This is a genomic window from Alteromonas halophila (assembly GCF_014651815.1).
Taxonomy (GTDB): Bacteria; Pseudomonadota; Gammaproteobacteria; order Enterobacterales; family Alteromonadaceae; genus Alteromonas; species Alteromonas halophila.
The window spans coordinates 163,879-187,698 of the sequence record NZ_BMXP01000005.1 but is presented as its reverse complement, the minus strand read 5'-3'; the positions used below and the strand labels follow the sequence as shown (position 1 = coordinate 187,698).

The following is a 23,820-nucleotide window of genomic DNA, read 5'->3' as shown; positions in this document are numbered from 1 at the left end:
CAAAAACGGTTGGCATTGCCAACCGTTTTTTCTATCCGTTAGCGCATGCCTTCACGCCGCAGTGCCTGTGGCGTAAATTCAACGTCACGCGGCTCTATGGTGAAGTCGTACATTGGCTGCTGGTTGTCCAGACCAATCGCCAGATAACGGCGGGAATTCAGATCATGGTACACATCCAGTGTCGACCACTGCGTAGGCACTTCATAATAATTGACGCCGTAAGCTACGCCAACGCGATACAGCTCGCCGCGGTTATCGTACATATCCGCAACCTGAATCTGCCAGCTGTCCTCATCTATGAAGAACACCCGTTTCTGATAAATATGACGGAAGCCTTCTTTAAGCGTGGCCTCTACCACCCATACCCGGTGCTTTTCCCAGCGCGTCAGGTCAGGGTTGATGTGATGCGGCTTAAGGATCTCATCATATTCTACGTTTTCTGCATGCAGCGCATAGTTGTTGTACGCCACAAACATTTCTTTTTTACCCTTCAGCTCCCAGTTGTAACGGTTTGGTGAACCGTTAAACATATCGAAGTCATCGGTAGTACGCAGGCCGTCAGCCGCAGTTCCCGGGGTATCATAAGCAATGTTTGGTGCAAGACGCACGCGGCGCTGCCCCGTATTATACGTCCAGGCTTTGCGTGGCTCCTTAACCTGATCTACGGTTTCATGCACAAGCAGTGCGGTACCGGCCAGTCGTGCAGGCTCGGTGACCTTTTGTTTGAACATAAACAGAATATTGTTTTCCAGCAGCGACTCTGGCGTTGCATCTTCAGAGGCATATTTAATCTTCAGCTGCTCGTCAAAACCAATCACGTTGTAGTCACCTGAGGAGGTGACCGCAGCCTGACCACCGTTACGCTCTACGGCTTCGCCGCGATAACGAAGAATATGGTTCCAGATAGCTTCCAGCCCGTTTTGCGGAATCGGGAATGGAATGCCGACAGCTGCGCCCTTGATTCCATTGCCGCCATCCAGCAGTTCCGCACGGGTCGCATTGGTGCGGGTAGCGTCATACACTTTCTGTGGGTTTGACGCAGAGCGACGGGTTGGATAAACCGGCATTCTGAAAGTATCAGGGTACGCTTCAAACAGCGCTTTCTGCCCTTCAGAGAGCATGTCTGCATACTCTTTGTAATTGTCGGCGGTTATTTCAAACTGCATTTTATCATCAGGATACGGATCCGGATGGTGATCCCCAACCTCAAAGCCGGCTGGTACTTCTGTAATACCGCCCGTCCACGCGGGGATACTACCATCGGCGTTAGCGGCTTTTTCCGCGCCAAGTGGCGTTAGTTCATTACCCAGTTTATTGGCTTCCGACTCGGAAACCTTGGCTGCAGCGCCTGCCCCGTAAAGAGCCAGTGACATAGCGGCAGCAATAATTCCTACTTTTCTAATCATAAATACCACACTAAGTTAGATTGCATATTTGATATTAAAGGAGATGAAGTCGCGGTCTGCCAGCGCGTTGGTCGTACCAATGCCGCCCCAGAACGTACTGTACGACGCCGTCGCCTGCCACTTACTCAGATAATCAAAGGTCAGGCTGATATTGGCTGACTTAACATCTTCTGTGAAAAGGAACAGTGGATCTGGTGTTGTACCTTCAACATCATGCGAGAATGTTGCACGAGCGCGTAAGTTGACGCCGGCTGCAACGTTATTGAAGTCAGCCACAGCGAGTAGTCGATACCCCCAGGCATCATCGGTAGCAAACGGATTAGTTTCAGGTCCGTCAGATAAACCCGTATGCAGACCAAAACGCGGGTTACCGCTGGCTGTTGGCTCAATAGACGGCGTTCGGGCGGTACCTGGCGCATTAAGACGAATAATGTCAGGATCCGGGAAATCGACAATATTCACGTAACCCGCTTCGCCGAGTAATACTAAATTGTCAGAGCCCAGAGCAGGACCAAAAACGTGAGACACTGTGAACTGTGCCTGCCATGTATCAGAGAACAGGAAGCCCTCTGCTGTCTCACCGGGACCGACGGAGCGGCCAATGTTATTTAACTGTGAAATACCAGCCAGGTCAGGACGCAGCCCCGCATTCGCCAGTTGCTCAGGCATACCCATATACAACAGTTCAACATCATCAATTTGCAGTGGTTCGTCAACGCGGTACGCAAATTCACCGGCTAACGCAGTGGTGCCAATGTTGGTGTTGAAGCTCAGACCATAAAGTTTAATGTCTTCAGGGTAGAAGAACTGTGCCTGAGTGAACGCGCCCAGCTCAGTGATATTGTCGCGGGTAATTTGATTTTGGGCAATGTAGCCAAGATCAGACGCGATGCCTGCCTGCGTGAAATCCGACGTCACTCCCGAAATAAGCGGGCGCTGACTGTGGTAATTAATGTGATAAAAGCTGATTTCAGACTGATTCAGCATTTCTGCAAACCAGGTTACGCGAAGACCGAACTGGCCCTGATCGTCGGCGTCATTATGTGCGTCATCTGAGTAACCGCGTACCGCCACTTTGGTCGGATAAGCCAGGTAGGCCTGTGACAGCTGACTCTGATCGCCGCCGGCACGTAACGCATCACCAATACCATTGAGTGACGCCAGCAGAAAATCTAAATCAATATCGGGGTTACCGGAGAAACCCAGTTGAACATTGTTGCTCTGACCGCCTTCTCCGGCAAAGTCATTGGTTGCAAAATAACTGCCTGCTACCGGCAACCAGCTGCGCTCCCACTCATACTGATAATAACCGGAAACACTGACATTTTGCGTCAGACCCAGTGAGGCATAGACCATGCCTACCGGAATGAATACTTCCCGCAACTCGGCACCCGGAGCACGGGCACGTGTTACATCGACCGGATTTGTGGTGTTGATACCGTGCTGAATGAAGGTGCTTTCACCCCAGCTGATTACCTGCTGACCGACACGCACCGTCAGTGGCTTGTCGCCTACCCACCAGTCACCATAGAAGAAGGCATCATACAGGCGGATATCGGAACACAATAAATCTTCAGCTTCCGGATCCTGACACAGATCATATTGCTGACCGGTTATCGGATTTGAATAAGGGCGATCGCCATTTTGCTGCTCAAAATCGTAAAACCAGAACCCCCGTGCAAAGAATCCGTAATCACCAAAGTTTACATCCAGTTCGTGTGTACCGGAGATCTGTGTAGAAAACGCTTCGCCCGGGTCATGGGCCAGATTGCCTAAGTCTCCGTTGGTCGAATAATTACCGTCAGAGAGTGCCCAAACATCTGTACTGGGATAAATGACATTGGTTGCTGCATTGTACCCTGACCAGTCAAACTGCGGGTGGTTGCTGTTACCAATAAGGTCATAATCACGGTTCTCAGTACGAATACTGGTGGCCAGTGTAAACGTCGAATCCAGTGAAACGCTGACATCCCCAAAATCCCAGCTCGCTGAATGCGCTGGCAAGCTGGCGGCGCTGAGAAGCGCGATAACGCCGGCAGCTACAGGTGACTTCTTAAATGCACGGTGCCTGTTTATCATAGTTTTAATACTCCCGAGTCGGCGCAGGACGCACGACAAAAATACCAACCAAGTTGAGTTAACAAAATCATTACATCATTTTGTCAGAATCGCAAGAACTAATCCTACCAGTTAACAATTTCTATAACACTTGGGGTATCAACGAGTTAATCAGCGCGATGTCACACATATTGTAGAATTCGCTGTAGATTAGGTGACGCGCTCAAAGGAACGGATTTTATGGCTTTTGTCGACGATCAGGCGAAATCGCCCCCGGATTCCGGTGCTCGTGACAAACTGGCGCATGCAGACGGCAGGGACCTGTACCCGCACGCCCCGGTCATCGGTTAAAACGACTGGAGGCGGCGGGCTCTGGTAAAGCGCCTCGCACTGAATGTACGAGACGCGGACTGAGAAATAATAGACAGTGTCAGTCGCTGCTGGCGTTGTCATAGGCAAGACTCTTACTCACTTTCTCAAACAAGTCCTTGCTCAGGTTTTTCTTGGTAAGAAGGCGGCTTAATTGCGCTTTCATTAATGACCGGTACGGATCGGCGTAGCGTTGCCATTGCGTTAGCGGCGTTACGATGCGCGCAGCGACCTGTGGATTGCTGTCATCCAATACCATCAGGTAATCTGTTACATATTTATAACCACTACCATCGCGGGCGTGAAAACATTCGTTGTTGAAGAATGCAAAACTACCGATGACCGCACGTACCCGGTTGGGATTATTGGCGCTGAATTGCGGGTGTTCACGTAGCATTGATAACTGCGCAAGGATATCACTTCGCGCCTGCGTGGCATGCAGTGCAAACCACTTATCCAGTACCAGAGGGTCGTTGTGCCAGGTTTCTTCAAAGTCGCCCATCATCAGTAAGAAATTAGACTGATCCGTGTACTGCGCCGCTTTCAGCGCGCCCAGCGTATCGGTCATATTGTCTGATGCATTGTACTGTTGCCGGGCCTTGGCAGCGTGATCCGGCAGCCTGGCCAGATGCGCCAGAATAACATTGCGACAACGTCGCGTGTTGATATCACTTTGTACATAACGGTAACTGTCAGTATGGTTTGCATCAAATACAGACAGCAGCGCCTCTTCAAGTTGCTCAGCAAATTGCTGGCAGAAGGCTTTGCGTGCTGCAATCAGCGCCTGCACGTCAACCTCGTTACGGCTTTGACACAAGGTCTCAACTGTAGGTATTACCAGACACTCCCCTAACAATTCCATATTGTTGGCTTCGCTGGCAATCACCGTACGCAGTCCACGCCAGACACTGTCATCCAGTGTCCGGCCAGCCTCAATCTCACTGATACAGAAGTCATACAGGCTCTGCATTGCATCCCAGCGATTAAAGCTGTCCTTAGCATGACGTACAACTTTAAGCTGCTCACTGACACACAGATCATTATGGACTCTGGCGGGCGCGGAGAAATTGCCCAGTAGTACTGGTGTCAGCTGGCCTTTTGCACCCGTAACGGTGAGTGTCACTGCTTCAGCATCCAGGATCAGCATGCCCTTTTCAATCAGGCCCTCATCATCAGCAAGACTGTTACCCTCGTCATCAATAAGCTCAATGGCGACAGGCAACAGTAATGGTTGCTTGTCTTTTTGATCAGCGGTAGCCGGTGTGCGCTGTGATAACGTTATGGTATGCGCACCGGTGGCGTCATCATACTGCCGGTTAACGGTAATTTCAGGGGTGCCGGACTGGCTATACCAGCGGGAAAACTGCGATAAGTCCCGGTCTGTGACAGCCTGCATTGCCGCAACAAAATCATCACAGGTCACCGCCTGCCCATCATGACGACGGAAATACTCATCAATACCACGGCGGAACGTCTGCTGACCCAGCAGAGTATGCAACATACGAATCACCTCCGCCCCTTTGTCGTAGACTGTCACGGTATAGAAGTTATTCATCTCCATGACTTCATCCGGGCGGATTGGGTGGCTCATGGCGCTGGCATCTTCTGCAAACTGATGTTCACGCATCACCCTCACCTGCTTAATGCGGTTGCTGAGCGGTGATGTCATATCGGCAGAAAACTGCTGATCACGGAATACCGTTAAGCCTTCTTTCAGGCTTAGCTGGAACCAGTCCCGGCAGGTAACCCGGTTACCGGTCCAGTTGTGAAAGTATTCGTGGGCAATGACCGACTCGACATTGAAAAAGTCATCATCGGTGGCGCTGTCATTGTCGGCCAGCACAAATTTACTGTTAAAAATATTCAGGCCTTTATTTTCCATGGCCCCCATGTTGAAGAAATCGACCGCGACAATCATATAGATATCGAGGTCGTACTCCAGTCCAAATGTCTGTTCATCCCACTTCATCGCCCGTTTAAGCGAATCAAGTGCAAATTCGCCGCGGCCTTTTTTACCTTTATCGACATATAATTCGAGGGCCACGTCTTTGCCACTCATGGTTGTGAAGGTGTCGGTCAGCAAGTCGAAATCACCGGCAACCAGGGCAAACAGGTAACTGGGTTTAGGATGTGGATCGTGCCAGGTTACCCAGTGAGTACCGTCATCATTTTCGCCTTTCTCCACCGGGTTACCATTTGACAACAGGGTTGGGAACGCCTGCTTTTCACCGTGCACCGTTACCCGATATTCTGCCAGCACGTCTGGGCGGTCCAGGAAATAAGTAATACGGCGGAAGCCTTCGGCCTCACATTGTGTGCAGTACACGCCGTTAGATAAATATAATCCTTCCAGCGCATGGTTTTCAGACGGGTTTATTTCTGTCTCAATTTGCAATGTAAATGCATCGGGCAGATCTGACAGATGAAGCGATGAGTGATCACAATGGTCAGGTTCAACGGCGTTACCGTCAACGGCTACCGACAACAATGTCAGTTGCTCACCATCAAGCTCGAGTGGCTTATTGTGGTTACCGTTTCTGCTTACGGTTAAGGAACTGCAGACCCGGGTCTTTTCCGGGTGCAGGAAGAACTCCAAAGATACTGAGGAAACAGTAAAAGCCGGCGGTAAATAATCCGCGCGGCGTTTAACAGTTACAGACATACAACCTCCAAATGGCTACGCGTTTCGCTCTCCGTCAGTCTGATACTGGGGAGGCGTCAGCTTCAGAATTTTAATGCCAAGGTACGCGTAAATAATGGCAAGAATGGGATTTAATACGTTGAAAAACGCATAAAAGATATATTCAAAAGGATGGACCATCAGTACCCCATGCATATAGGCACCGCATGTGTTCCACGGGATGAGGGGTGACGTCAGTGTCCCGCCGTCTTCCAGGCTTCGGGACAGGTTAAGCTGGTCAAGGTTGCGCTTTTTAAACTCTTCTTTGTACATACGCCCAGGCATTACAATCGCCATGTACTGATCAGCAGTTACCAGATTTGTGCCGATACAGGTAAGCACCGTGCGGCTGACCATAGCGCCGGCGGAATGCGCGCCTTTTAAAATAGCATTCACAGCGCGGCTTAACAGTCCAACCCGCTCCAGTACCGCGCCAAATGACATGGCACAGATAATCAGCCATATGGTATTCAGCATCGATGACATACCGCCACGGGACAGCAGATCATTTAAGTTTGCATCAGGGGTAGAGAAACTGACGCCATCGAACAGCGCTGTCCAGACAACTTTTAATGCCCCAATGGTGCTTGAGTCACCCTCGGTAATCATTGATAACACAACATCATTTTGAAACAGCAGCGCCCAGACGCCACCAAGCAGCGCGCCTATGGATACGGCCGGAAAGGCCGGCATTTTTTTAACGGCCAGCGTCAGTAACACCACCAACGGGACCAGCAAATACCAGTCAAGATTAAACGACGCGCCAAGCAGGGTCTGCATTTGCTCGATACGCTCTGCTTTGGCAGTGCCGTCTTCGCTGAAACCCAGCACTGTGAATAAAATCAGAGCAAGAATAAAGCTGGGAACCGTCGTCCACAGCATATAACGAATATGTTCAAATAAGTCGGTGCCTGCGACGGCGGGTGCAAGGTTTGTTGTCTCTGATAGCGGGGATATTTTATCGCCAAAGTACGCGCCGGAGACCACCGCGCCGGCTGTGATTGCGGCCGACATATCCATACCTGAAGCAACGCCCATTAGCGCGACACCCACCGTTGCTGCTGTGGTCCAGGAACTGCCGATACTCATTGCCACTACGGCACAAATAAGACAGGCCGCGGCATAAAAGAACGACGGATTAAGCAGTTCAAGACCGAAATAGATTAGCGTTGGTACTGTTCCTGCCAGCATCCAGGTGCCAATCAGCGCTCCTACCGCCAGCAATATCAGGCATGCCCCCAGCGCCATGGAAATACCGTCAACAATCCCCTTTTCGATTTCTTTCCACTTGTGACCGTTTTTCAGGCCGATAATGGCAGCAATCCCCATCGACAGCAGTAGCGCAATCTGATTAGGCCCATAGGAAGAGCCGTCACCAAACAGATACACGGCTCCGCCCATCATAATGATCAATATGACAATGGGTATCGTGGCGTCCAGTAAGGACGGTGTTTTTGTTTCGTTTTGCATTGTTATTATTGTTTCCGTCTACTTAATTAGATTACTGAGCGATAAAACATCACTGCAATGACCACCGGACATACGAAACGCACGTACCAGGGCCAGATACGCCAGAACAGGGTATCTTCGGCATAAGGGTCACCTTCTTTAAGCTCTTGCAAAATAGCGTCACGCCGCCATACCCAGCCCGCAAAAATACACAGAGCGAGGCCAAGTAATGGCTGGCTGTACTGCGTGGTGAGCGAGATAACAAAGCCAAACAGGGTGGAGAAGTTAACTAAAATAATGCAACTGGCAGCGAAGATCACGGTGGTCATCACCATAACGGCCTTCTTCCTTGCCAGATTTTTACTTTCAACCAGGTAGGCTACCGGCACTTCAAGCATTGAAATAGATGACGTCACGGCGGCAATTACCATGAGTGCAAAAAAGGTAAATGCAACGATGAGTCCAACCCCACCGATAGTATCAAAAAGCGCAGGCAAAACCGTGAAGATAAGGGTATCTCCTTCAATTAAACTGCCGTCCGCTGTAAAGATTTCTACACCGTTGTTTAATGCCACGTACATGGACGGGATGATCAGCATACCTGCAATTACAGCAACGCCAATGTCCACAAGTGCAACGGATGCACCAATTCCAGGCAGGTTTTCCTGCTTACTCAGATACGAGCCATAAACCAGCATCGTCCCTACCCCCAGTGACATGGAGAAAAAGGCCTGCCCCATAGCACTTATAAGTAAATCAGGATCCAGAATACGCGAAAAGTCTGGGACCAGATACGCGCTCCAGCCTTCTACTGCGCCCGGCTGAAAGCTCACATAGATAATCAGTGCGATGATAAGTAACACCAGCGTTGGCATCAGCCGGACCGACCACTTTTCTATGCCTGCTTTAACGCCTCCGATGACAATGAACGAGGTCAGCACCAGAAATCCGGCCGTGAATACAATATCCCGGGGCAAGGATGGGGAAAGCAGCCAGTCTGACGCCGCGGATAACCCAACCAGGCTTGTTGCCGATTCAGCGAAGTGTACGAGCATCCAGCCGCCTACAATGGCATAAAAGGCCAGAATAAGAGACACCGTGATACAACCCCAGATACCGGTTGCCCGGCCAACCCAGCTTCCCGAAATTTTACCTAACGCATCGACCATATTTGAACGAGTTGAACGGCCTATAATGAGTTCGGCCATGAGTACGGGATATGCGAGCACAAACGCCAGCAGCAGGTACACCAATACAAACGCTGCGCCGCCGTTACTCGCGACTTTTGTAGGAAAGCCCCAGATATTTCCAAGCCCTACCGCTGAGCCTGCGGCGGCAAGCACAAAGCCCAGACGGGAGGAGAATTCACCTCGAATTGCCATGTGTGGTCCCTTTTCTTATTATTTTGATTATAGATATAAAAAAAGGGCTGGCGAAAAGCCAGCCCCCTGTTCTTTTTGGGGTTAGTTTCGCGAAATCGCGTACTTCCCGGTTTCGATCATATCGTATGTAATATTGGCTGCTTCATCCAGAAACGGATCTAAATCTTCCAGATCCTCTGGTAAATCGTCCATAGTTTCAACTTTCTCCATACCCAGTCGGGCAAGCCGCTCATTGGTACGCGAAAGCTCTTCCTGTTCAGCCTCTTTCTTTTCTTCAAGACGCTGGGATTTTACCAGCGATACAAATTTCTTATCCTTTTCCTTCTTGTATTCCTTGATGTCTTCCTGAATGTAACCAAACTCAGGATCCTGCATGATCCGCTTATTGTGTTTGGCTGTCAGCACATCTACAGCCGACTGGCTGTCACCAAACGTCGTATAGTTTGCGCGGTTAATACTGTCCCAGGGTAAGGCATTCTCTTCCTGACTTTCGCCCCACTCTTCCGGTTCTATGGCCGAAGGGTAAAGGATATCCGGCACAACGCCACGATGCTGCGTGCTACCACCGTCAATACGGTAGAACTTGGCAATAGTAAATTGCACGCTGCCCAGTGGGTTATCATAAAGGTCGTAAATCCTGCCAAGCCCTCGATGTTGCTGAACCGTGCCTTTACCAAAGGTTTGCTCACCAATGATCAGCGCCCGGTTATAATCCTGCATCGCCGCTGCAAAAATCTCAGAGGCCGAGGCACTGTAACGGTCCACTAAAACAGTCAGCGGGCCGTTATAGGATACTTCGCCGTCAGTGTCACGATTAACACTCACTTTTCCGGCTCCATAGCGAATTTGTACAACAGGACCTTTCTCGATGAAAAGACCAGATAATAACGTCGCCTCGGTCAACGAACCGCCGCCATTGCCGCGCAAATCAACGATAATGCCGCGTACATCCTGCGCTTTCAGCGCGTCGATTTCTTTTTTCACATCGCCATGCAGGTTGTTATAAAAGCTGGGGATCTTAATAATACCCAGCTTCTCACCCTGGTGCGGTCCGCTCTCTGGCGTATACACTTCAGATTTTGCAGCACGGTCTTCCAGTTTAATCTTATCGCGGTCCAGTTTAACCACCGACATGGATTTACTCTCGGTCGTTCCTTTCTGAATCTGGAGCTTAACGGTACTGCCTTTCGGTCCTTTAATAAGTTCAACAACTTCATCAAGCCGCCAGCCGACCACATCGACAAACTCTTCATCTTCCTGAGCCACACCGATGATCTTGTCTTCGGGTTTCAGCGCGCCGGATTTATCGGCAGGACCGCCAGGTACAATACTCTTGATGACCGTGTAGTCCTCTTCGCTTTGTAACACAGCGCCAATCCCCTCAAACTCCAGGTTCATTTCCATCTGGAAACGATCGGCATTACGTGGCGAAAGGTAACTGGTATGTGCCTCAATGCTGCGGGCAAACGAATTCATCACCGTCTGGAAAACGTCTTCACTCTGCGCCTGCTTTAAACGCTTGATAGCACGATTGTAGCGCTTCTCAAGCAGTTCTTTCGCCTCATCCCAGGTTTTATCTGCCAGGATAAGGTTCAGCGCGTCATATTTTACGCGCTGACGCCAGAGTTCATCGAGCTCAGCTTTCGACTCTGCCCATTCAGCATCTTCACGGTCGTAATAAAATTTGTCGCCTTCTTTCTCAAAGTCGAACGGTTCGTCAAGCAGCGATAACGCATAGTCATAGCGCTCTATGCGTCGCTCTGCACTTTTGTTGTACATCTGATAAGCAATACTCAGATTGCCCCGTTCAAGTGCGTCATCGAATTTATCGCGATACTGTTCGAACGCCACGACATCTGACAACAGAAAAATTTGTTTGCCGTGGTCCAGCGCGTCGAGATAACGCTCGTAGACTTTTGCCGACAATACATCATCCAACGCAATTTCCTTGTAGTGTGCACGGGTAAACAGTGCACTCACGCGTTTAGCAGCAACACTGTGCTGTGTTTCCTGTTGCAGAATCGGAAGATCCTCAACATCCGGCGTTGTAGTCACAGCGCCAGCGCCGACCCCAACGGTTAAAAACGCACTTGCTATGGAAACTCGAAGGATATCTTTCATATTACGACCTCTTGGAACGTGCCAAACGTAAAGCCTCTGAATTGACTTTAACAACCATGCCAGTGTCGAGCTGTACATGGATACCATCTTTGGCGACATCAGTGATAACAGCAGGCATTGGTGCTTTGCCCAGCTTAACTGTTACTTGTGTACCACGCGTTATGTCCGCTTCTGTCAATTTAGGAGGCGGTGTCTTACTTGGTCTGTTATTTTGCGATTTAGTTCCGTTTTTAGACGGCTTACGGCCCGCGGGTTTATTGTTGCTTCGCCTCGCGCCGTCCTTTCCTTCTGCTTTAGCCTGCTGCTGTCGCGCTTTGCGCTTTTCAGCGGCTTTCGCTTTACTTTCTTCCAGTTGTTGCTTCGCATGTTCGGCATGTTCTTTTTCAATGACCTCGTCATTGTTGCCGTCCAGGTCGACACGATATTCGCCCTCTTTGATACTGTACAGGTAGCGCCAGCTGTTCGTATAGTGACGAAGTGTCGAACGAAGCATTGTCTTGCTTACACGCTCATCGTCTTCAAGGCGCGCCGCCAAATCCTGAAAAATACCGATTTTTAACGGGCGGGCGTCACCTTCAACTGAGAAACAGTGAGGGAATGATTCTGCAAGAAAGGCAATGACTTCCTTACTATTATTAAACTTCTGTGGTGATTCCATTAATGCTATCTAAGGTTGGTCTGGATGATCATTATTATCCGCATCATCCCAAGTTGCCAGCGCGTGGTCAACCCAGTCGAGCAATTCGTCATCATCAATTTCCGATAAACTCTGGTCTTCGTGCCAGGTTTCCCAGGCAAAATGCAGAAGTTTTTCAAGACGTAAGGTTTCAATATCGTCATCAGCACGATCATAAATAGCGTGCAGGATAAAATTCAAACGTTCGCTGGCCTCTTCGGGATCATCATGAAAATCCTCCATGTCATTGATGGTAGCCAGCACCACGTGGATGTCAACGCTGTGCTTCATGATGGTTGTATGCTTGTAATAAGGGCGTCACAAATTGCAGTCAGACCTGCTTTATCCTCATCGTCGAAGCGACCGAACTCAGGGCTGTCAATATCCAGCACGCCAATCAGTGCGTTGTCCTTAATCAGTGGAATAACAATTTCTGAATTTGACGCGGCATCACACGCAATATGCCCGGCAAAAGCATGAACATCGGCAACGACCTGCGTCTGCCGTTGCGCAGCGGCCGTACCACAGACCCCTTGTCCCATGGGAATACGGATACAGGCGGGCTGCCCCTGAAACGGCCCCAGCACCAGTTGCTCTTCTTTAAATAAATAAAAGCCCGCCCAGTTGACATGTTCAAGCTGGTTAAACAGTAACGCACTGATATTCGCCATATTCGCGATGAGATCGTGCTCACCGGTGATAAGGCTCTGAGCCTGACCGATGAGCGTTTTATAATCCTGTTGTTTCAATACTGCCTCTTTTTTCACTATTGGTTAATTGCAAACCGCACGTTGACTTGCGCGCTTGTCTGGGTCTGACCCGGCATAGATGGTGATGAATCTTTCATCATCATTTCTGCGCGCATCACAGGTGCGGGCATATTGCCACCCCTTTCAGAGATTGCAACCACCTCGCCAAGAGTGACGCCCAGCTCTTTGGCCATCAGCGCCGCACGTGACTTTGCGTCTTTTACTGCCAGCACCAATGCGCGTTCATACGCGCTTGCCTCTTCGCTGGAGGTAAACCGGAATTTGTTAATCCGATCAACCCCGCGCTGTAAAATACCATCGATAATTGCATCGAACGTAGTAATCGACTGCTGAGTGATACGTACCTCTCTGGCAAGCACAAACCCCTGCGGCTCTCTGCCATTTGGCGTTGAGACGTAGTTGGGCTGCAACCTTACCTGCATGGACTGAATATGGGCTTTTTCTACACCCTGCTCAAGGAGAAAATCGACAACCTGCGTAAGTTCGTGCTGAAGTGCCTGATTTAGTTTAGACACCGTTTCACCTTTTTCCTCCAGCACAACCTCAAGCACAAAGCCGTCGGGGACCGTGTTCACCGCCCCCTGCCCATTGACCTCAATAACCGTTTGCTGCTGCGCAGTTGCGCTGATACTAAAAACCAGAGAAATAACAACGAATAATATTTGTTTCATTTAGCTAACCCATTTTCTAAAGAAGAATGCAAAAAAAGTCTGACATTATGATTACACAGCGTAGATGAACTTAAGATTAACACGCGTGAAAAAAGGCTGGCATTGCAGGAGCTTGACCTGGGAAGATGTTTCGAAGGTCACGGTGATCAGAGACGTTACATTGGCACGCGCTGTGATCACCGCAAACCTGGACCGGTGGGTTAATGCGCCTTAGCCAATCAGTTTATGACTTTCCCAAGGCTGGCGACACAATGATCAATATTACGGGCTTTGCAGGCATGTCCCATCAGGCCAATGCGCCACACATTGCCGGCAAACTCGCCCAGCCCCGCACCTATTTCCAGGTTAAACTCGTTAAGCAACCGGCCTCTGACATCTGCATCATCTACACCGTCAGGTATGCGCACCACATTTAACTGTGGCAGCCGGAAGGCTTCGTCTACAGCCATATCGAGCCCCAGCGAAGAAAGCCCCTGCGCCAGCTGCCGATGGCCATCTGCGTGTCGTTGCCACGCATTTTCCAGCCCTTCTTCATGCAGCATCAGCAAAGACTCGTGCAGTGCATATAAACTGTTTACCGGCGCCGTGTGGTGATAAGCCCGCTTACCGCCTTTGCCCCAGTAACCAACAATCAGGTTCATATCCAAAAACCAGCTTTGCACGGGATGCGTGCGTGCCTGAATCACCTCTACGGCTTTTGGGCTGAATGACACAGGCGATAAGCCTGGCACACAACTCAGGCACTTCTGCGAGCCAGAATAAATAGCATCAATACCCCAGCCATCAACATCAACTTCAATGCCGCCAAGGGATGTCACGGCATCAACCAGACTCAGGCACTTATATTTTTTTGCCAGCTGGCACAATGCCTGTGCATCGTTGCGTACACCGGTTGACGTCTCTGCATGCACAAACGCAAGGATTTTTATCGCAGGGTCTGCACTAAGTGCGGCATCAACCTTATCCAGATCAGTCTGCTGCCCCCAGTCATCTTCAATAACAACGGCTTCACCACCGCAGCGCACCACGTTTTCTACCATGCGTTTACCAAATACGCCGTTTACACAAACTGCAACTTTGTCACCGGGCTCTACGAGGTTGGCAAAACAGGCTTCCATGCCTGCTGAGCCTGGTGCTGAAACGGGCATTGTCAGTGCATTCTGGGTTTTAAACGCATACTGCAGTAGCGCTTTAATTTCGTCCATCAGCCCAATGAAAGATGGGTCAAGGTGGCCGAGCGTACTGCGTGCCAGTGCGTTTAATACCCTCGGGCTGACATCTGACGGGCCAGGGCCCATTAGTGTGCGTTGTTCAGGGATAAACGTGGAATATTGCATAGATACTTCCTTTGCGATTTGTCAATGTCTCCATTGTCGCCAAGATAACCACTGACAACAAGGCACTGTGCTGAACATAAATACAATGAATATTAAACGGGAGAGGGTTGTGGATAACTCAGTGCATGATGTGTGCAAGAACGGTGAGTAACTCAGACTACTTTATTCGCAAACCTCGGACCAGTCAGAAGGCTTTGAATTTACGATTAAAATCATATAACGTTAGCGAATAGATTTGATGTAAGGGAAATTTCACAAAATAATTGTTTATAAAATAAACAAATGTGATCTATTATTACTGTCCGTTGTAAAAAATTTTGCATGAAACTTCTCCCTCGCAAAAGTTAGCGCACGGCTCAGCAATGAGCCATTCCCCTAGGCCCGGAACATTTGTTCTGGGCATTTTTTATCCCCAAAGAAAATGCTAAACATCGCTGCACGCCGCGCTATGTCAGCTGCCATCAATTTTCCCTGCTTAAAGATGAAGCCGGCAACACACGAATGTGGGAACCAGCACCAATCCGGGCAGATTCCCATTGCGCTGGCGCTTTTTCACTACGTAACGCAGCACTCAGACAAACGCGGCTGGATCGGATGCAGCATGTAAACCCGAAGCAAATCGCCTCGCATTGGCAACATAATGTGCCGCAGACCCCTCCAGCTTAGGTTTAACACCCTCGTCCAGTGTTTTTACAACTTTTGCAGGTGTCCCCATCACCAGAGAATAATCTGGGATGGTCATATCTTCAGTGACCAGCGCGTTCGCCCCGATAACACAATAGTTGCCTATTCTGGCACCATTTAACACAACAGCATTGATCCCAATAAGGGTAAAGCGGCCAACCTCACAACCATGCAGCATTGCTTTGTGCCCTACTGTGACGCCCTCACCCAGCGTAAGCGGTACGCCGGCATCCGTATGCAACACGGCACCATCCTGAACATTGCTGTCTTTGCCAATATCGATATGATGTTCGTCACCACGGATCACAGCGTTAAACCATACGCTGGCATTGTCCCCGAGACGGATATCTCCGATGACGTGAGCACCAGGCGCAATATAAACACCACTGCCAATTTTCGGCGTGACGTCATCTAAACGGTAAATCATGATAGCGACTCCTCTGGTAACTGACGCATGAGTCCCTCCTGCATAGTCGATGCAACCAGTTCACCTTGCTGGTTAAATATCTGACCACGGACAACGCCACGGGCATTGCCACTAAACGGACTTTCCATGGCGTATAATAACCAGTCGTTAAGGTTAACAGGACGGTGAAACCACATGGCATGGTCAATGGTGGCGATACGCAGACTTTTGTCCGTCACTGCTATTCCGTGAGGTTGCAGCGAGGTACTCAGAAAGTGATAATCAGAGGCATAAGCCAGCGAGGCCTGATGTAAATTCGCGGTGTCTTGCATGGTATCTCTTGAGCGCATCCAGATATGCCGGACTGGTGGTCGCTTCCTGGCTTTGTAGCTGGTTGCCGCATCAATGGTACGAATATCGACGGGCCGATGGTATGACAGCGCTTCGCGCATCGGTTTGGCAATTTTATCAAAATTGTCTTCATAAAATGTTATATCGGATTCAACCTCGTGCGGAGGCGGCACATCCGGCATTTGCGCATGCTGGTGATGCATACCCTCTTCGGGAGCCTGAAATGACGCTGTCATATAAAAGATATTCTTACCATCCTGAATCGCTTTTACACGCCTTGCTGAAAAGCTTCTGCCATCCCTGACAACTTCAACGTCATATACCACGGGCTTTTGTGCATCACCGGGTAATAAAAAATAGGTGTGGAAAGAATGTGCCACGCGGCCTGCTTCTACCGTCTGATAGGCGGCGCTTAACGCCTGTCCCAGTACCTGACCGCCAAACAGTGCACGAAAGCCCAGATCCCAGCTTTGTCCGCGAAATAAGCCCTTCTCAATGGTTTCAAGTTCAAATAGTGATGCAAGTTTGACCTCTGACATGGATCTGTTTTTCCTCTTATTTTTGCAAAGCAGGCGGTTAATCACTGGCCAGTTTTTTCAGCCGTGTTACCACCCTCTATATAATGCGCACAGCGTGCGCAACGCCGCCTTTTGACCGTCATTACATTATATGTACCCGCGCCGCGCCATAAAAGGCGCACTGCTTGTATATAATTTTGCAGTTAACCTGCTCTGGGATTCCGCGGGTAGTATTTCTCCGGAAGCTGCGCGCAATGGGTGAAATAACGGGTATCTTTATAAGGCAGTTTCATAAAGCCAGAAATACCGAGACCGGAAATCGCAGGCACATGCTTTACCAGTTGTTCCAGCAAATCACTAAACCGGGATTCCTGCGCGTGGTCAAGCAGCATATAGTAACTGTGTATTTTCAGGTGTGTCGGCAATGCTTCGAAAATGATACACCCCGTGTGATGAATAGTATTTAACTCTTCAAGCGTCGCAATCATGCCTTCAGGCAGTTTAAGCAACTCATCCGGATCTTCACCATCTTCAAAATAGGAATGCGTGCGACTGTCATCAACCGGCACCGACGTTGCCGACTTTTCAAACGGTAACTGACAGTGAGGTTCAGGTACAAACGGCGCTTGTTCGTTTTCACGCTCAATATGAATCGTATCTTTCGCATTGAACATGCAGCACTTAAAAATACCGTTTCTGTGGATAGCACGTGCCAGCTCAATCACGCTGTTAACCGCCATTTCAAAAGCCGGTTTTAGCGATGCATCATAAAGGTTAAGACTGGAGTCCACATAGATGCCATCCGGTGCCCACCGTATAGCCATTCCGCCAACGACCGGGTAGCGTCCAAGTCGGCTAACCGCTGCGACAAATCCTTTTTCTGTCTCGCCCATACCCTGCAAATAATTTTTGTAATAGCGGTCAAACTGGGCATCGTCGATATATTTAAGCTCCGCTTCAGCTTCATCTGACTGCTGACGCAAAAATGACTTTCTCGAACTGTAAACAACCGTCTCTATTTCTTTATTACTGCGGGCGACCCAGGTGGGTATTGCCGCCTGGTAGACTGGCGGGCTGTCAGAAGTAAAAACCAGTTGTTTAAGCACATGCAGATTATTGAAAAAGTAATCTCCGCCCTGTCGCCGACGCCTGGGATCGTCACTGAGCATATAATCCAGCGTCTGCGCCAGCATTTTGGGCAAACCCAGCGACAAGGGGGTGATGACTTTGCGACCATAGCGACTCGACTGCCCGGACGCCAGCGCATACAGCGTGCTGGCCAGCCCCTGTTCATCAAACCGTGGAGAAGACAGCGCGCCGTTTAGCTGTTCTTCTCCAATAAAATACACATCGCCAAGCCGCGCATTGGTTTGATGCAGTTCGCCTGACATCAGATCCATGACATTATTGCCAACATAGTGGCCGTCTTCGTCAGTCTGAGCGAAAACCGACGACCCCCAGTCAATCAGCCGTACCGTCTCTGTGTCGGCATCCCATACCAGATTCGAAGGTTTAATATCGCCATGTACCAGCGGCTTACGCTCACCATTTTCCGTGTAGCGGCGAAATGTCTGTAATACTTCACCAATCTGTACAGCAATGCTGACGACCAGCCGCGGTGGCAGGGGCCCCATATTGAGACTGACTTTTTCCAGATCCTCCCCCATTGCCCGCTCCATCACCAAAATGGCCTGACGGCCAATTTGCTGGAACTCAACCAGTGCCGGCACCAGAGGATGCGCTACATGGCCAAGCATAAAAGCCTCTTCCTCCAGCCGGTCCTGAATATGCTGGGGTAAGTTAATACGGGAAAATTTAAAAACCCGGCTATTGCCATTAGGTGCGTTGCCGGCAAAGGCAAAGCCAAACGCACCTTTTCCAAGCAGCTCAATATCGCGATAACCCAGCCAGGCAAGCTGTTCAGTACACAGCGATACCCAGTCTTTGAGTTTCTTGGCATCAGCGTGGGAGAGCAGATAAATAGATTGCTCTTCGGGAATGTAAAAATGCTTGAGACCTTTAGCGTCTGTCATCTTAGTCTGCACGTTTTAACCAATGACACGCAAAGGATGTACCTGCAGGCATCTGTGTCACTACTTCCTGCATAGCGGCACTGATACGCACATCAGACTCCCAGGGCGGATTCAGCACCAGTACGCCAGTGCCGTACATGCCGGCATCCTTGCTGTCGTCAGTCATCGTTAACTCAGCGGTGAAGGCGGCGCCGGCTTGCTCAGCCAGTGCGTTGACCATTTTTTCTGATGCGCCGGATTTGTTTCCGGCGCGGGCCGATAATCTGGGGTACCAGATCACGATAGTGGCATTACGCCAGCGCCTGAGTACCTGACTGACCGTTTTCACGATATCTGTATACTCGCTCAGTTGCTCGTAAGCGGGATCGATCAATATTGCGCCGCGCTTGTTAGGTGGCGGCGTGAGCGCAATAATGCCTTCCAGACCGTCACGGTGATGAACATGGGCGTTCGGCCAGGTGCTACAGGCGGCTTTAAGCGAGTGATATTCGGTCGGATGCAGCTCCATTAGCTCAACGGCTTCTTTGCGGGCCAATGAGGACAGGGCAATAAGCGGTGATCCCGGGTATTGTTGACGGCCAAGAAACACCTGACACACATTCAGGTACTTTTTAACCAGCGGATCGCTGAATTGATGAGCCTGTATAGCCCCGATCCCGGTTTTATATTCCCCGGTTTTCTGTGCGTCTGCGTCGTTTAACTGATACAGGCCCGCACCACTGTGCGTATCGTACAGCGTGAAGGGTTTTGGCTTTTTTTCCAGATAACCGATGATATCCAGCCAGCTCAGATGTTTTAATACATCTGCAAAATTACCGGCATGAAATGCGTGTTTATAGCTAAGCAATACAGACTCTTACTAATGTGTCTTATTCTGTGTCATATAGTACTTAGGTGAAAGAAGGGATACAAACAGGAAATAATACCAGTCCGGCAGAAATGCGCCTGCGCACCAGGCGCCAGCAGTACACCCACTGCCAGACTGGTCATAACCGTGCCACAGCGAACATGCGTGCGGCACAATAACTATTAACGAAGATGCATCAGCATCGTCGATGGTGACTGTAGGTAAGACATCCACAGATTATTAAACTTAACCATCGTCGCCCCGTCGATGATGCGATGATCGCCTGACCAGTTCACCGTCATGAAATGCTGCGCACTGACGCCACCCTGGTCATCAAAGCGTGGCAGTTTTTGCGTTTTACCCAACGCCACAATTGCCGCCTCAGGCTTATTGATGACGGGCGTGGCGGTCGTACCACCTAACGCACCAATATTAGAAATACTGATGGTACCGCCTTTCAGGTCATCGCCGCTCAGCTTACCTTCGCGGGCCGCGTCTATCATGGTGTTCATTTCTCTGGCGATATCAAACAGGCTCTTGGACTGCACCTGCTTAATATTTGGGACCAGCAGTCCAACTTTTGAATCCACAGCAAAGCCGATGTTGTGATCATCAAAATAGGTAAGCTCGGTAGCATCGTCGTTTAACTGGCTGTTAATTACAGCAAAATCCTGCAGCGCCAGCGACAGTGCTTTGACGAAAAAGGGCATAAAGCTCAGTTTAATATCCTTTTGTGCAAAGACCGGCTTGAGTTCGCTACGCAATGCCATTAACGCATCCATCTGCAACTCATCACTGACCGTAAAGTGTGGAATGGTTTGCACCGATGCTGTCATCTGCTTCGCCATCGCCGCCTGAATGCCCCGTACTTTTTCGGTACGTTTACCGCCAGCCTGTATGCGCTGCGAGGTGGACTGTGATGCAGCCTGGTCAGACTGCGACTGAGTTTGAGGCTGCGATGATGCTGCAAGGTCTGTCACATCCTGTTTCAGGATACGGCCTTTTTTGCCGCTTCCCTCAACGTTAGTGAGATCCAGGTCTTTTTCCCGCGCGACACGTCGTACGGCGGGACTTGCCAGCACGCGACCAGGTATTGCAACCGGCGGTTCATACGCGCCGTCCTGCCACTTGTCGTCGGATTTAGCTGAAACACTATTCGAGTTAGCAGTCTGTGTAACTGGCGCTTCAGGTGCCGCTTCATCCATTGCGTTATCTGCGCTGCCACTGCCCTCGCCCATCAAAGCAAACAACGGCTCGTGTACCTGTGCGATATCACCTTCCTGGTAATAAAGCTTATGTACGGTGCCGGCATTCTTGGCCGGTATCTCTACCACGGCTTTGTCGGTCATAACCTCGACCACAGCCTGATCTTCCTCAATGCTGTCGCCTTCACTGACATGCCACTTAACAATTTCGCACTCAACGATACCTTCACCAATATCAGGAAGGATAAAGTCTTCCGCATGACCTTGTGACGTTTGAGCGTTACTGGCATTGTCAGCGTTATCAGATGTAGCAGGCTGTTCGTCAGTCTGAGCATCACTGGCTGAGGTATCGCTGTCGTCGTCATCGTCCTTGTCCATTGCGAACAGCGGTTCATGAACTTTAGCGATATCACCCACCTTATAATGCAGCTTTTTGACGGTACCGGCATGCATGGCCGGGATCTGCACCGTTGCCTTATCTGTCATCACTTCAGCCACAGGCTGGTCTTCTTCGATATGTTCGCCTTCGGCAATCAGCCACTCCAGCAATTCGCACTCAACGATGCCTTCGCCAATATCAGGCAGAATAAATTCAGTCGTCATCGTAATCGCCCTTAATAATGCAGTGTACGTTTGATGGCTTCATAAGTCTTGAACTGGTCCGGCATGTACTCTTTTTCATGAGACAGCGGGTACGGCGTATCCAGTCCACACACCCGTGCTATCGGAGATTCAAGATACAGGAAGCACTTATCCTGGATCGTGGCCGCAATTTCACTGGCAAAACCGCCGGTTTGTGGCGCTTCATGATTGATCAGCAGCCGTCCGGTTTTCATTACAGATTCCGCCACAGTCTGCGCATCCCAGGGTAAAATGCTGCGTAAGTCTATAATTTCGCAGGACACCCCGTCCTCATGCGCCATATCCGCAGCCTTCTGTAATATCTCTATCTGGGCTCCCCAGCCCAGTAATGTGATGTCGCTGCCTTCCTGTACAACATCTGCCTTACCAAGCGGCAGTTCATAATCCTCTTCAGGAACATCCGATACCGAAGCTCGGTACAGACGCTTGGGCTCCAGAAATAATACCGGGTTTTTGTCGCGGATTGAGGCGAGTAACAAGCCTTTAGCCTGATACGGATTGCGCGGCACAACGATTTTGATGCCCGGTGCGTGCGCGAAAAACGCTTCCGGTGACTGGCTGTGATATAAGCCCCCGGCAATACCGCCGCCATACGGCGTTCGAATTGTCAGTGTGCCGACATCAAACTGCCCCCCTGAGCGATAACGGAACTTCGCGGTTTCGTTAACGATTTGATCAAATGCCGGAAAGATATAATCACCGAACTGAATTTCGGCAACCGGCACAGAGCCCTGAGAGGCCAGGCCATTGGCAAAACCAATAATGCCCTGCTCAGTCAGAGGTGTGTTAAAGCAACGCGCGCGGCCGAATTTTTCCTGCAGGTGGCTGGTCGCACGAAATACCCCCCCAAAGTGGCCGACATCCTCACCAAAGACCATAACCCGCTCATCCTGTTCCATCACAGTGATCAGGGCATTGTTGATTGCCTGTAGAAGATTCATTTTCGCCATTATTTCACTCTCCCTGCTGTTTTCGGGTAGGCCTTCGGATACTGCTTTATATGGCTTTTCAGGTTATCCAGCTGCTCTTTGAGGTGCCACGGCACGTCGTCGTAGACATCTTCCACAATGTCTTCGATGGGGTTAACGTCAATCTTTTCTGATTTTTTCAGCGCTGCTAGCACGTCGGCGCGCGATTTCTCTATCAGTTTGGTATTCGCCGCTTCGTCGTACCAGCCTTTTTTCTCCAGCCATTTAGCCATGCGCTGGATAGGATCCTTGGCCCGCCATTTGTCTTCTTCTTCGCGAGAGCGATAACCGGTAGGATCATCTGAGGTGGAATGCGCAGCCAGACGGTATGTCATGGCTTCGATGAGCACCGGACAGGATTCTTCCAGCGCAATTTCGCGGGCCCGCTTGGTGGCTGCATACACCGCTAGTGGATCATTGCCATCAACCCGTATGGTTTTGACACCATAGCCAAGCCCACGGGAAGCGATACCATCGCCGGCAAACTGTTCATCGGCCGGTGTGGAGATTGCGTAACCATTGTTACGACAGAAAAAGATAACCGGGCAATGCAACACGGCGGCCATATTCAGGCCAGCATGAAAGTCTCCCTCAGAGGCTGCCCCTTCACCGAAATAGCAAATGGTGATGGCTTCATTTCCTGCCATTTTCTGCCCGTATGCGTATCCTGAGGCTTGCGGGATCTGTGTGCCAAGCGGTGAAGAAATAGTCATAAAGTTCAGCGGCTTGTCACCGTAGTGAATCGGCATCTGGCGACCTTTATTCGGGTCTTCCTTATTACTGAACATCTGATTCATAAACTGTGACGTTGTGTAACCACGATACGCCAGTGCGCCCTGCTCACGGTATTGAGACATGATCATGTCATGCTCACTAAGTGCCGCTGCGCTGCCTACTGCAGCCGCCTCTTCGCCGGTACTGGCCAGATAAAAGCTGATTCGTCCTTGTCGCTGCGCGGCAATCATCCGCTCATCCAGCACCCTGATGTATTCCATGGTGTCATGAATTTTAACTGCTGTGGCTTCATCCAGTTCCGGCGCAGTGGCATTCTCATGCAGTGAGCCGTCTGGTTTGAGGATTTGAAGCATCGGTATATCGATCAGGCCATCTTCAATAATATTGACTTCGTGCGTGGTCGACACCTTCGCCAGGTGATTTCTGTCTTTCACAATCCGTTCCTCGCATAGTTTTTATTCGCTGATCACGGTCAGCATTTTCATCCCACATGCTAGTTCAATGTGCGCAAA

The 23,820-nt window shown here is 50.1% G+C and carries 19 protein-coding genes; all 19 read right to left on the bottom strand.

What is annotated here, in order from left to right:
• Positions 1-38 precede the first annotated feature (38 nt).
• Complete coding sequence (locus IE054_RS11660; RefSeq protein ID WP_189406622.1) at positions 39-1,406, bottom strand: DUF1329 domain-containing protein; 1,368 nt, start codon at positions 1,404-1,406, stop codon at positions 39-41.
• 15 nt (positions 1,407-1,421) lie between these two features.
• On the bottom strand, positions 1,422-3,485 hold the full coding sequence (locus IE054_RS11655) for a DUF1302 domain-containing protein (RefSeq protein WP_189406621.1): 2,064 nt from the start codon (positions 3,483-3,485) through the stop codon (positions 1,422-1,424).
• A 189-nt stretch (positions 3,486-3,674) separates the two neighbouring features.
• Positions 3,675-3,917, bottom strand: coding sequence for a DUF2835 family protein (locus IE054_RS11650; protein ID WP_189406620.1), 243 nt, complete (start codon positions 3,915-3,917; stop codon positions 3,675-3,677).
• Positions 3,895-6,495, bottom strand: a complete 2,601-nt coding sequence (gene pepN, locus IE054_RS11645) for an aminopeptidase N (protein WP_189406619.1) — start codon at positions 6,493-6,495, stop codon at positions 3,895-3,897. Before pepN ends, IE054_RS11650 begins: the two co-directional genes overlap by 23 nt.
• A 15-nt stretch (positions 6,496-6,510) precedes the next feature.
• Entirely contained in the window at positions 6,511-7,983 is a 1,473-nt protein-coding gene (gene nhaC, locus IE054_RS11640; protein ID WP_189406618.1) for a Na+/H+ antiporter NhaC, read from the bottom strand.
• A 26-nt stretch (positions 7,984-8,009) separates the two neighbouring features.
• On the bottom strand, positions 8,010-9,344 hold the full coding sequence (locus tag IE054_RS11635) for a sodium-dependent transporter (protein ID WP_189406617.1): 1,335 nt from the start codon (positions 9,342-9,344) through the stop codon (positions 8,010-8,012).
• Positions 9,345-9,425: 81 nt separating this feature from the next.
• Positions 9,426-11,465, bottom strand: coding sequence for a carboxy terminal-processing peptidase (gene prc, locus IE054_RS11630; RefSeq protein WP_189406616.1), 2,040 nt, complete (start codon positions 11,463-11,465; stop codon positions 9,426-9,428).
• Position 11,466: 1 nt separating this feature from the next.
• Positions 11,467-12,123 carry an RNA chaperone ProQ gene (proQ, locus tag IE054_RS11625; protein ID WP_189406615.1) on the bottom strand — a complete coding sequence of 219 codons (657 nt, stop codon included), beginning with the start codon at positions 12,121-12,123 and terminating at the stop codon, positions 11,467-11,469.
• Between the two features lie 9 nt (positions 12,124-12,132).
• Complete coding sequence (locus tag IE054_RS11620; RefSeq protein ID WP_189406614.1) at positions 12,133-12,432, bottom strand: hypothetical protein; 300 nt, start codon at positions 12,430-12,432, stop codon at positions 12,133-12,135.
• Positions 12,429-12,890 carry a free L-methionine (R)-S-oxide reductase MsrC gene (msrC, locus tag IE054_RS11615; protein ID WP_229805112.1) on the bottom strand — a complete coding sequence of 154 codons (462 nt, stop codon included), beginning with the start codon at positions 12,888-12,890 and terminating at the stop codon, positions 12,429-12,431. Before msrC ends, IE054_RS11620 begins: the two co-directional genes overlap by 4 nt.
• Before the next feature lie 17 nt (positions 12,891-12,907).
• Positions 12,908-13,582: an SIMPL domain-containing protein gene (locus tag IE054_RS11610; RefSeq protein ID WP_189406613.1), complete on the bottom strand. Its 675-nt coding sequence runs from the start codon at positions 13,580-13,582 to the stop codon at positions 12,908-12,910.
• A gap of 218 nt (positions 13,583-13,800) precedes the next feature.
• Entirely contained in the window at positions 13,801-14,880 is a 1,080-nt protein-coding gene (locus tag IE054_RS11605) for a pyridoxal-phosphate-dependent aminotransferase family protein (RefSeq protein WP_189406693.1), read from the bottom strand.
• Between the two features lie 610 nt (positions 14,881-15,490).
• Positions 15,491-16,030 carry a gamma carbonic anhydrase family protein gene (locus IE054_RS11600; RefSeq protein ID WP_189406612.1) on the bottom strand — a complete coding sequence of 180 codons (540 nt, stop codon included), beginning with the start codon at positions 16,028-16,030 and terminating at the stop codon, positions 15,491-15,493.
• Positions 16,027-16,899, bottom strand: a complete 873-nt coding sequence (tesB, locus tag IE054_RS11595; protein ID WP_189406611.1) for an acyl-CoA thioesterase II — start codon at positions 16,897-16,899, stop codon at positions 16,027-16,029. Before tesB ends, IE054_RS11600 begins: the two co-directional genes overlap by 4 nt.
• 182 nt (positions 16,900-17,081) lie before the next feature.
• On the bottom strand, positions 17,082-18,911 hold the full coding sequence (locus IE054_RS11590) for a protein kinase domain-containing protein (protein WP_189406610.1): 1,830 nt from the start codon (positions 18,909-18,911) through the stop codon (positions 17,082-17,084).
• 1 nt (position 18,912) lies between these two features.
• On the bottom strand, positions 18,913-19,758 hold the full coding sequence (locus IE054_RS11585; RefSeq protein ID WP_189406609.1) for a 23S rRNA (adenine(2030)-N(6))-methyltransferase RlmJ: 846 nt from the start codon (positions 19,756-19,758) through the stop codon (positions 18,913-18,915).
• Between the two features lie 182 nt (positions 19,759-19,940).
• Complete coding sequence (locus IE054_RS11580; protein ID WP_189406608.1) at positions 19,941-21,566, bottom strand: dihydrolipoyllysine-residue acetyltransferase; 1,626 nt, start codon at positions 21,564-21,566, stop codon at positions 19,941-19,943.
• 11 nt (positions 21,567-21,577) lie between these two features.
• Positions 21,578-22,555 carry an alpha-ketoacid dehydrogenase subunit beta gene (locus tag IE054_RS11575; protein WP_189406607.1) on the bottom strand — a complete coding sequence of 326 codons (978 nt, stop codon included), beginning with the start codon at positions 22,553-22,555 and terminating at the stop codon, positions 21,578-21,580.
• Positions 22,555-23,742: a thiamine pyrophosphate-dependent dehydrogenase E1 component subunit alpha gene (locus tag IE054_RS11570; RefSeq protein WP_189406606.1), complete on the bottom strand. Its 1,188-nt coding sequence runs from the start codon at positions 23,740-23,742 to the stop codon at positions 22,555-22,557. Before IE054_RS11570 ends, IE054_RS11575 begins: the two co-directional genes overlap by 1 nt.
• Positions 23,743-23,820 lie beyond the last annotated feature (78 nt).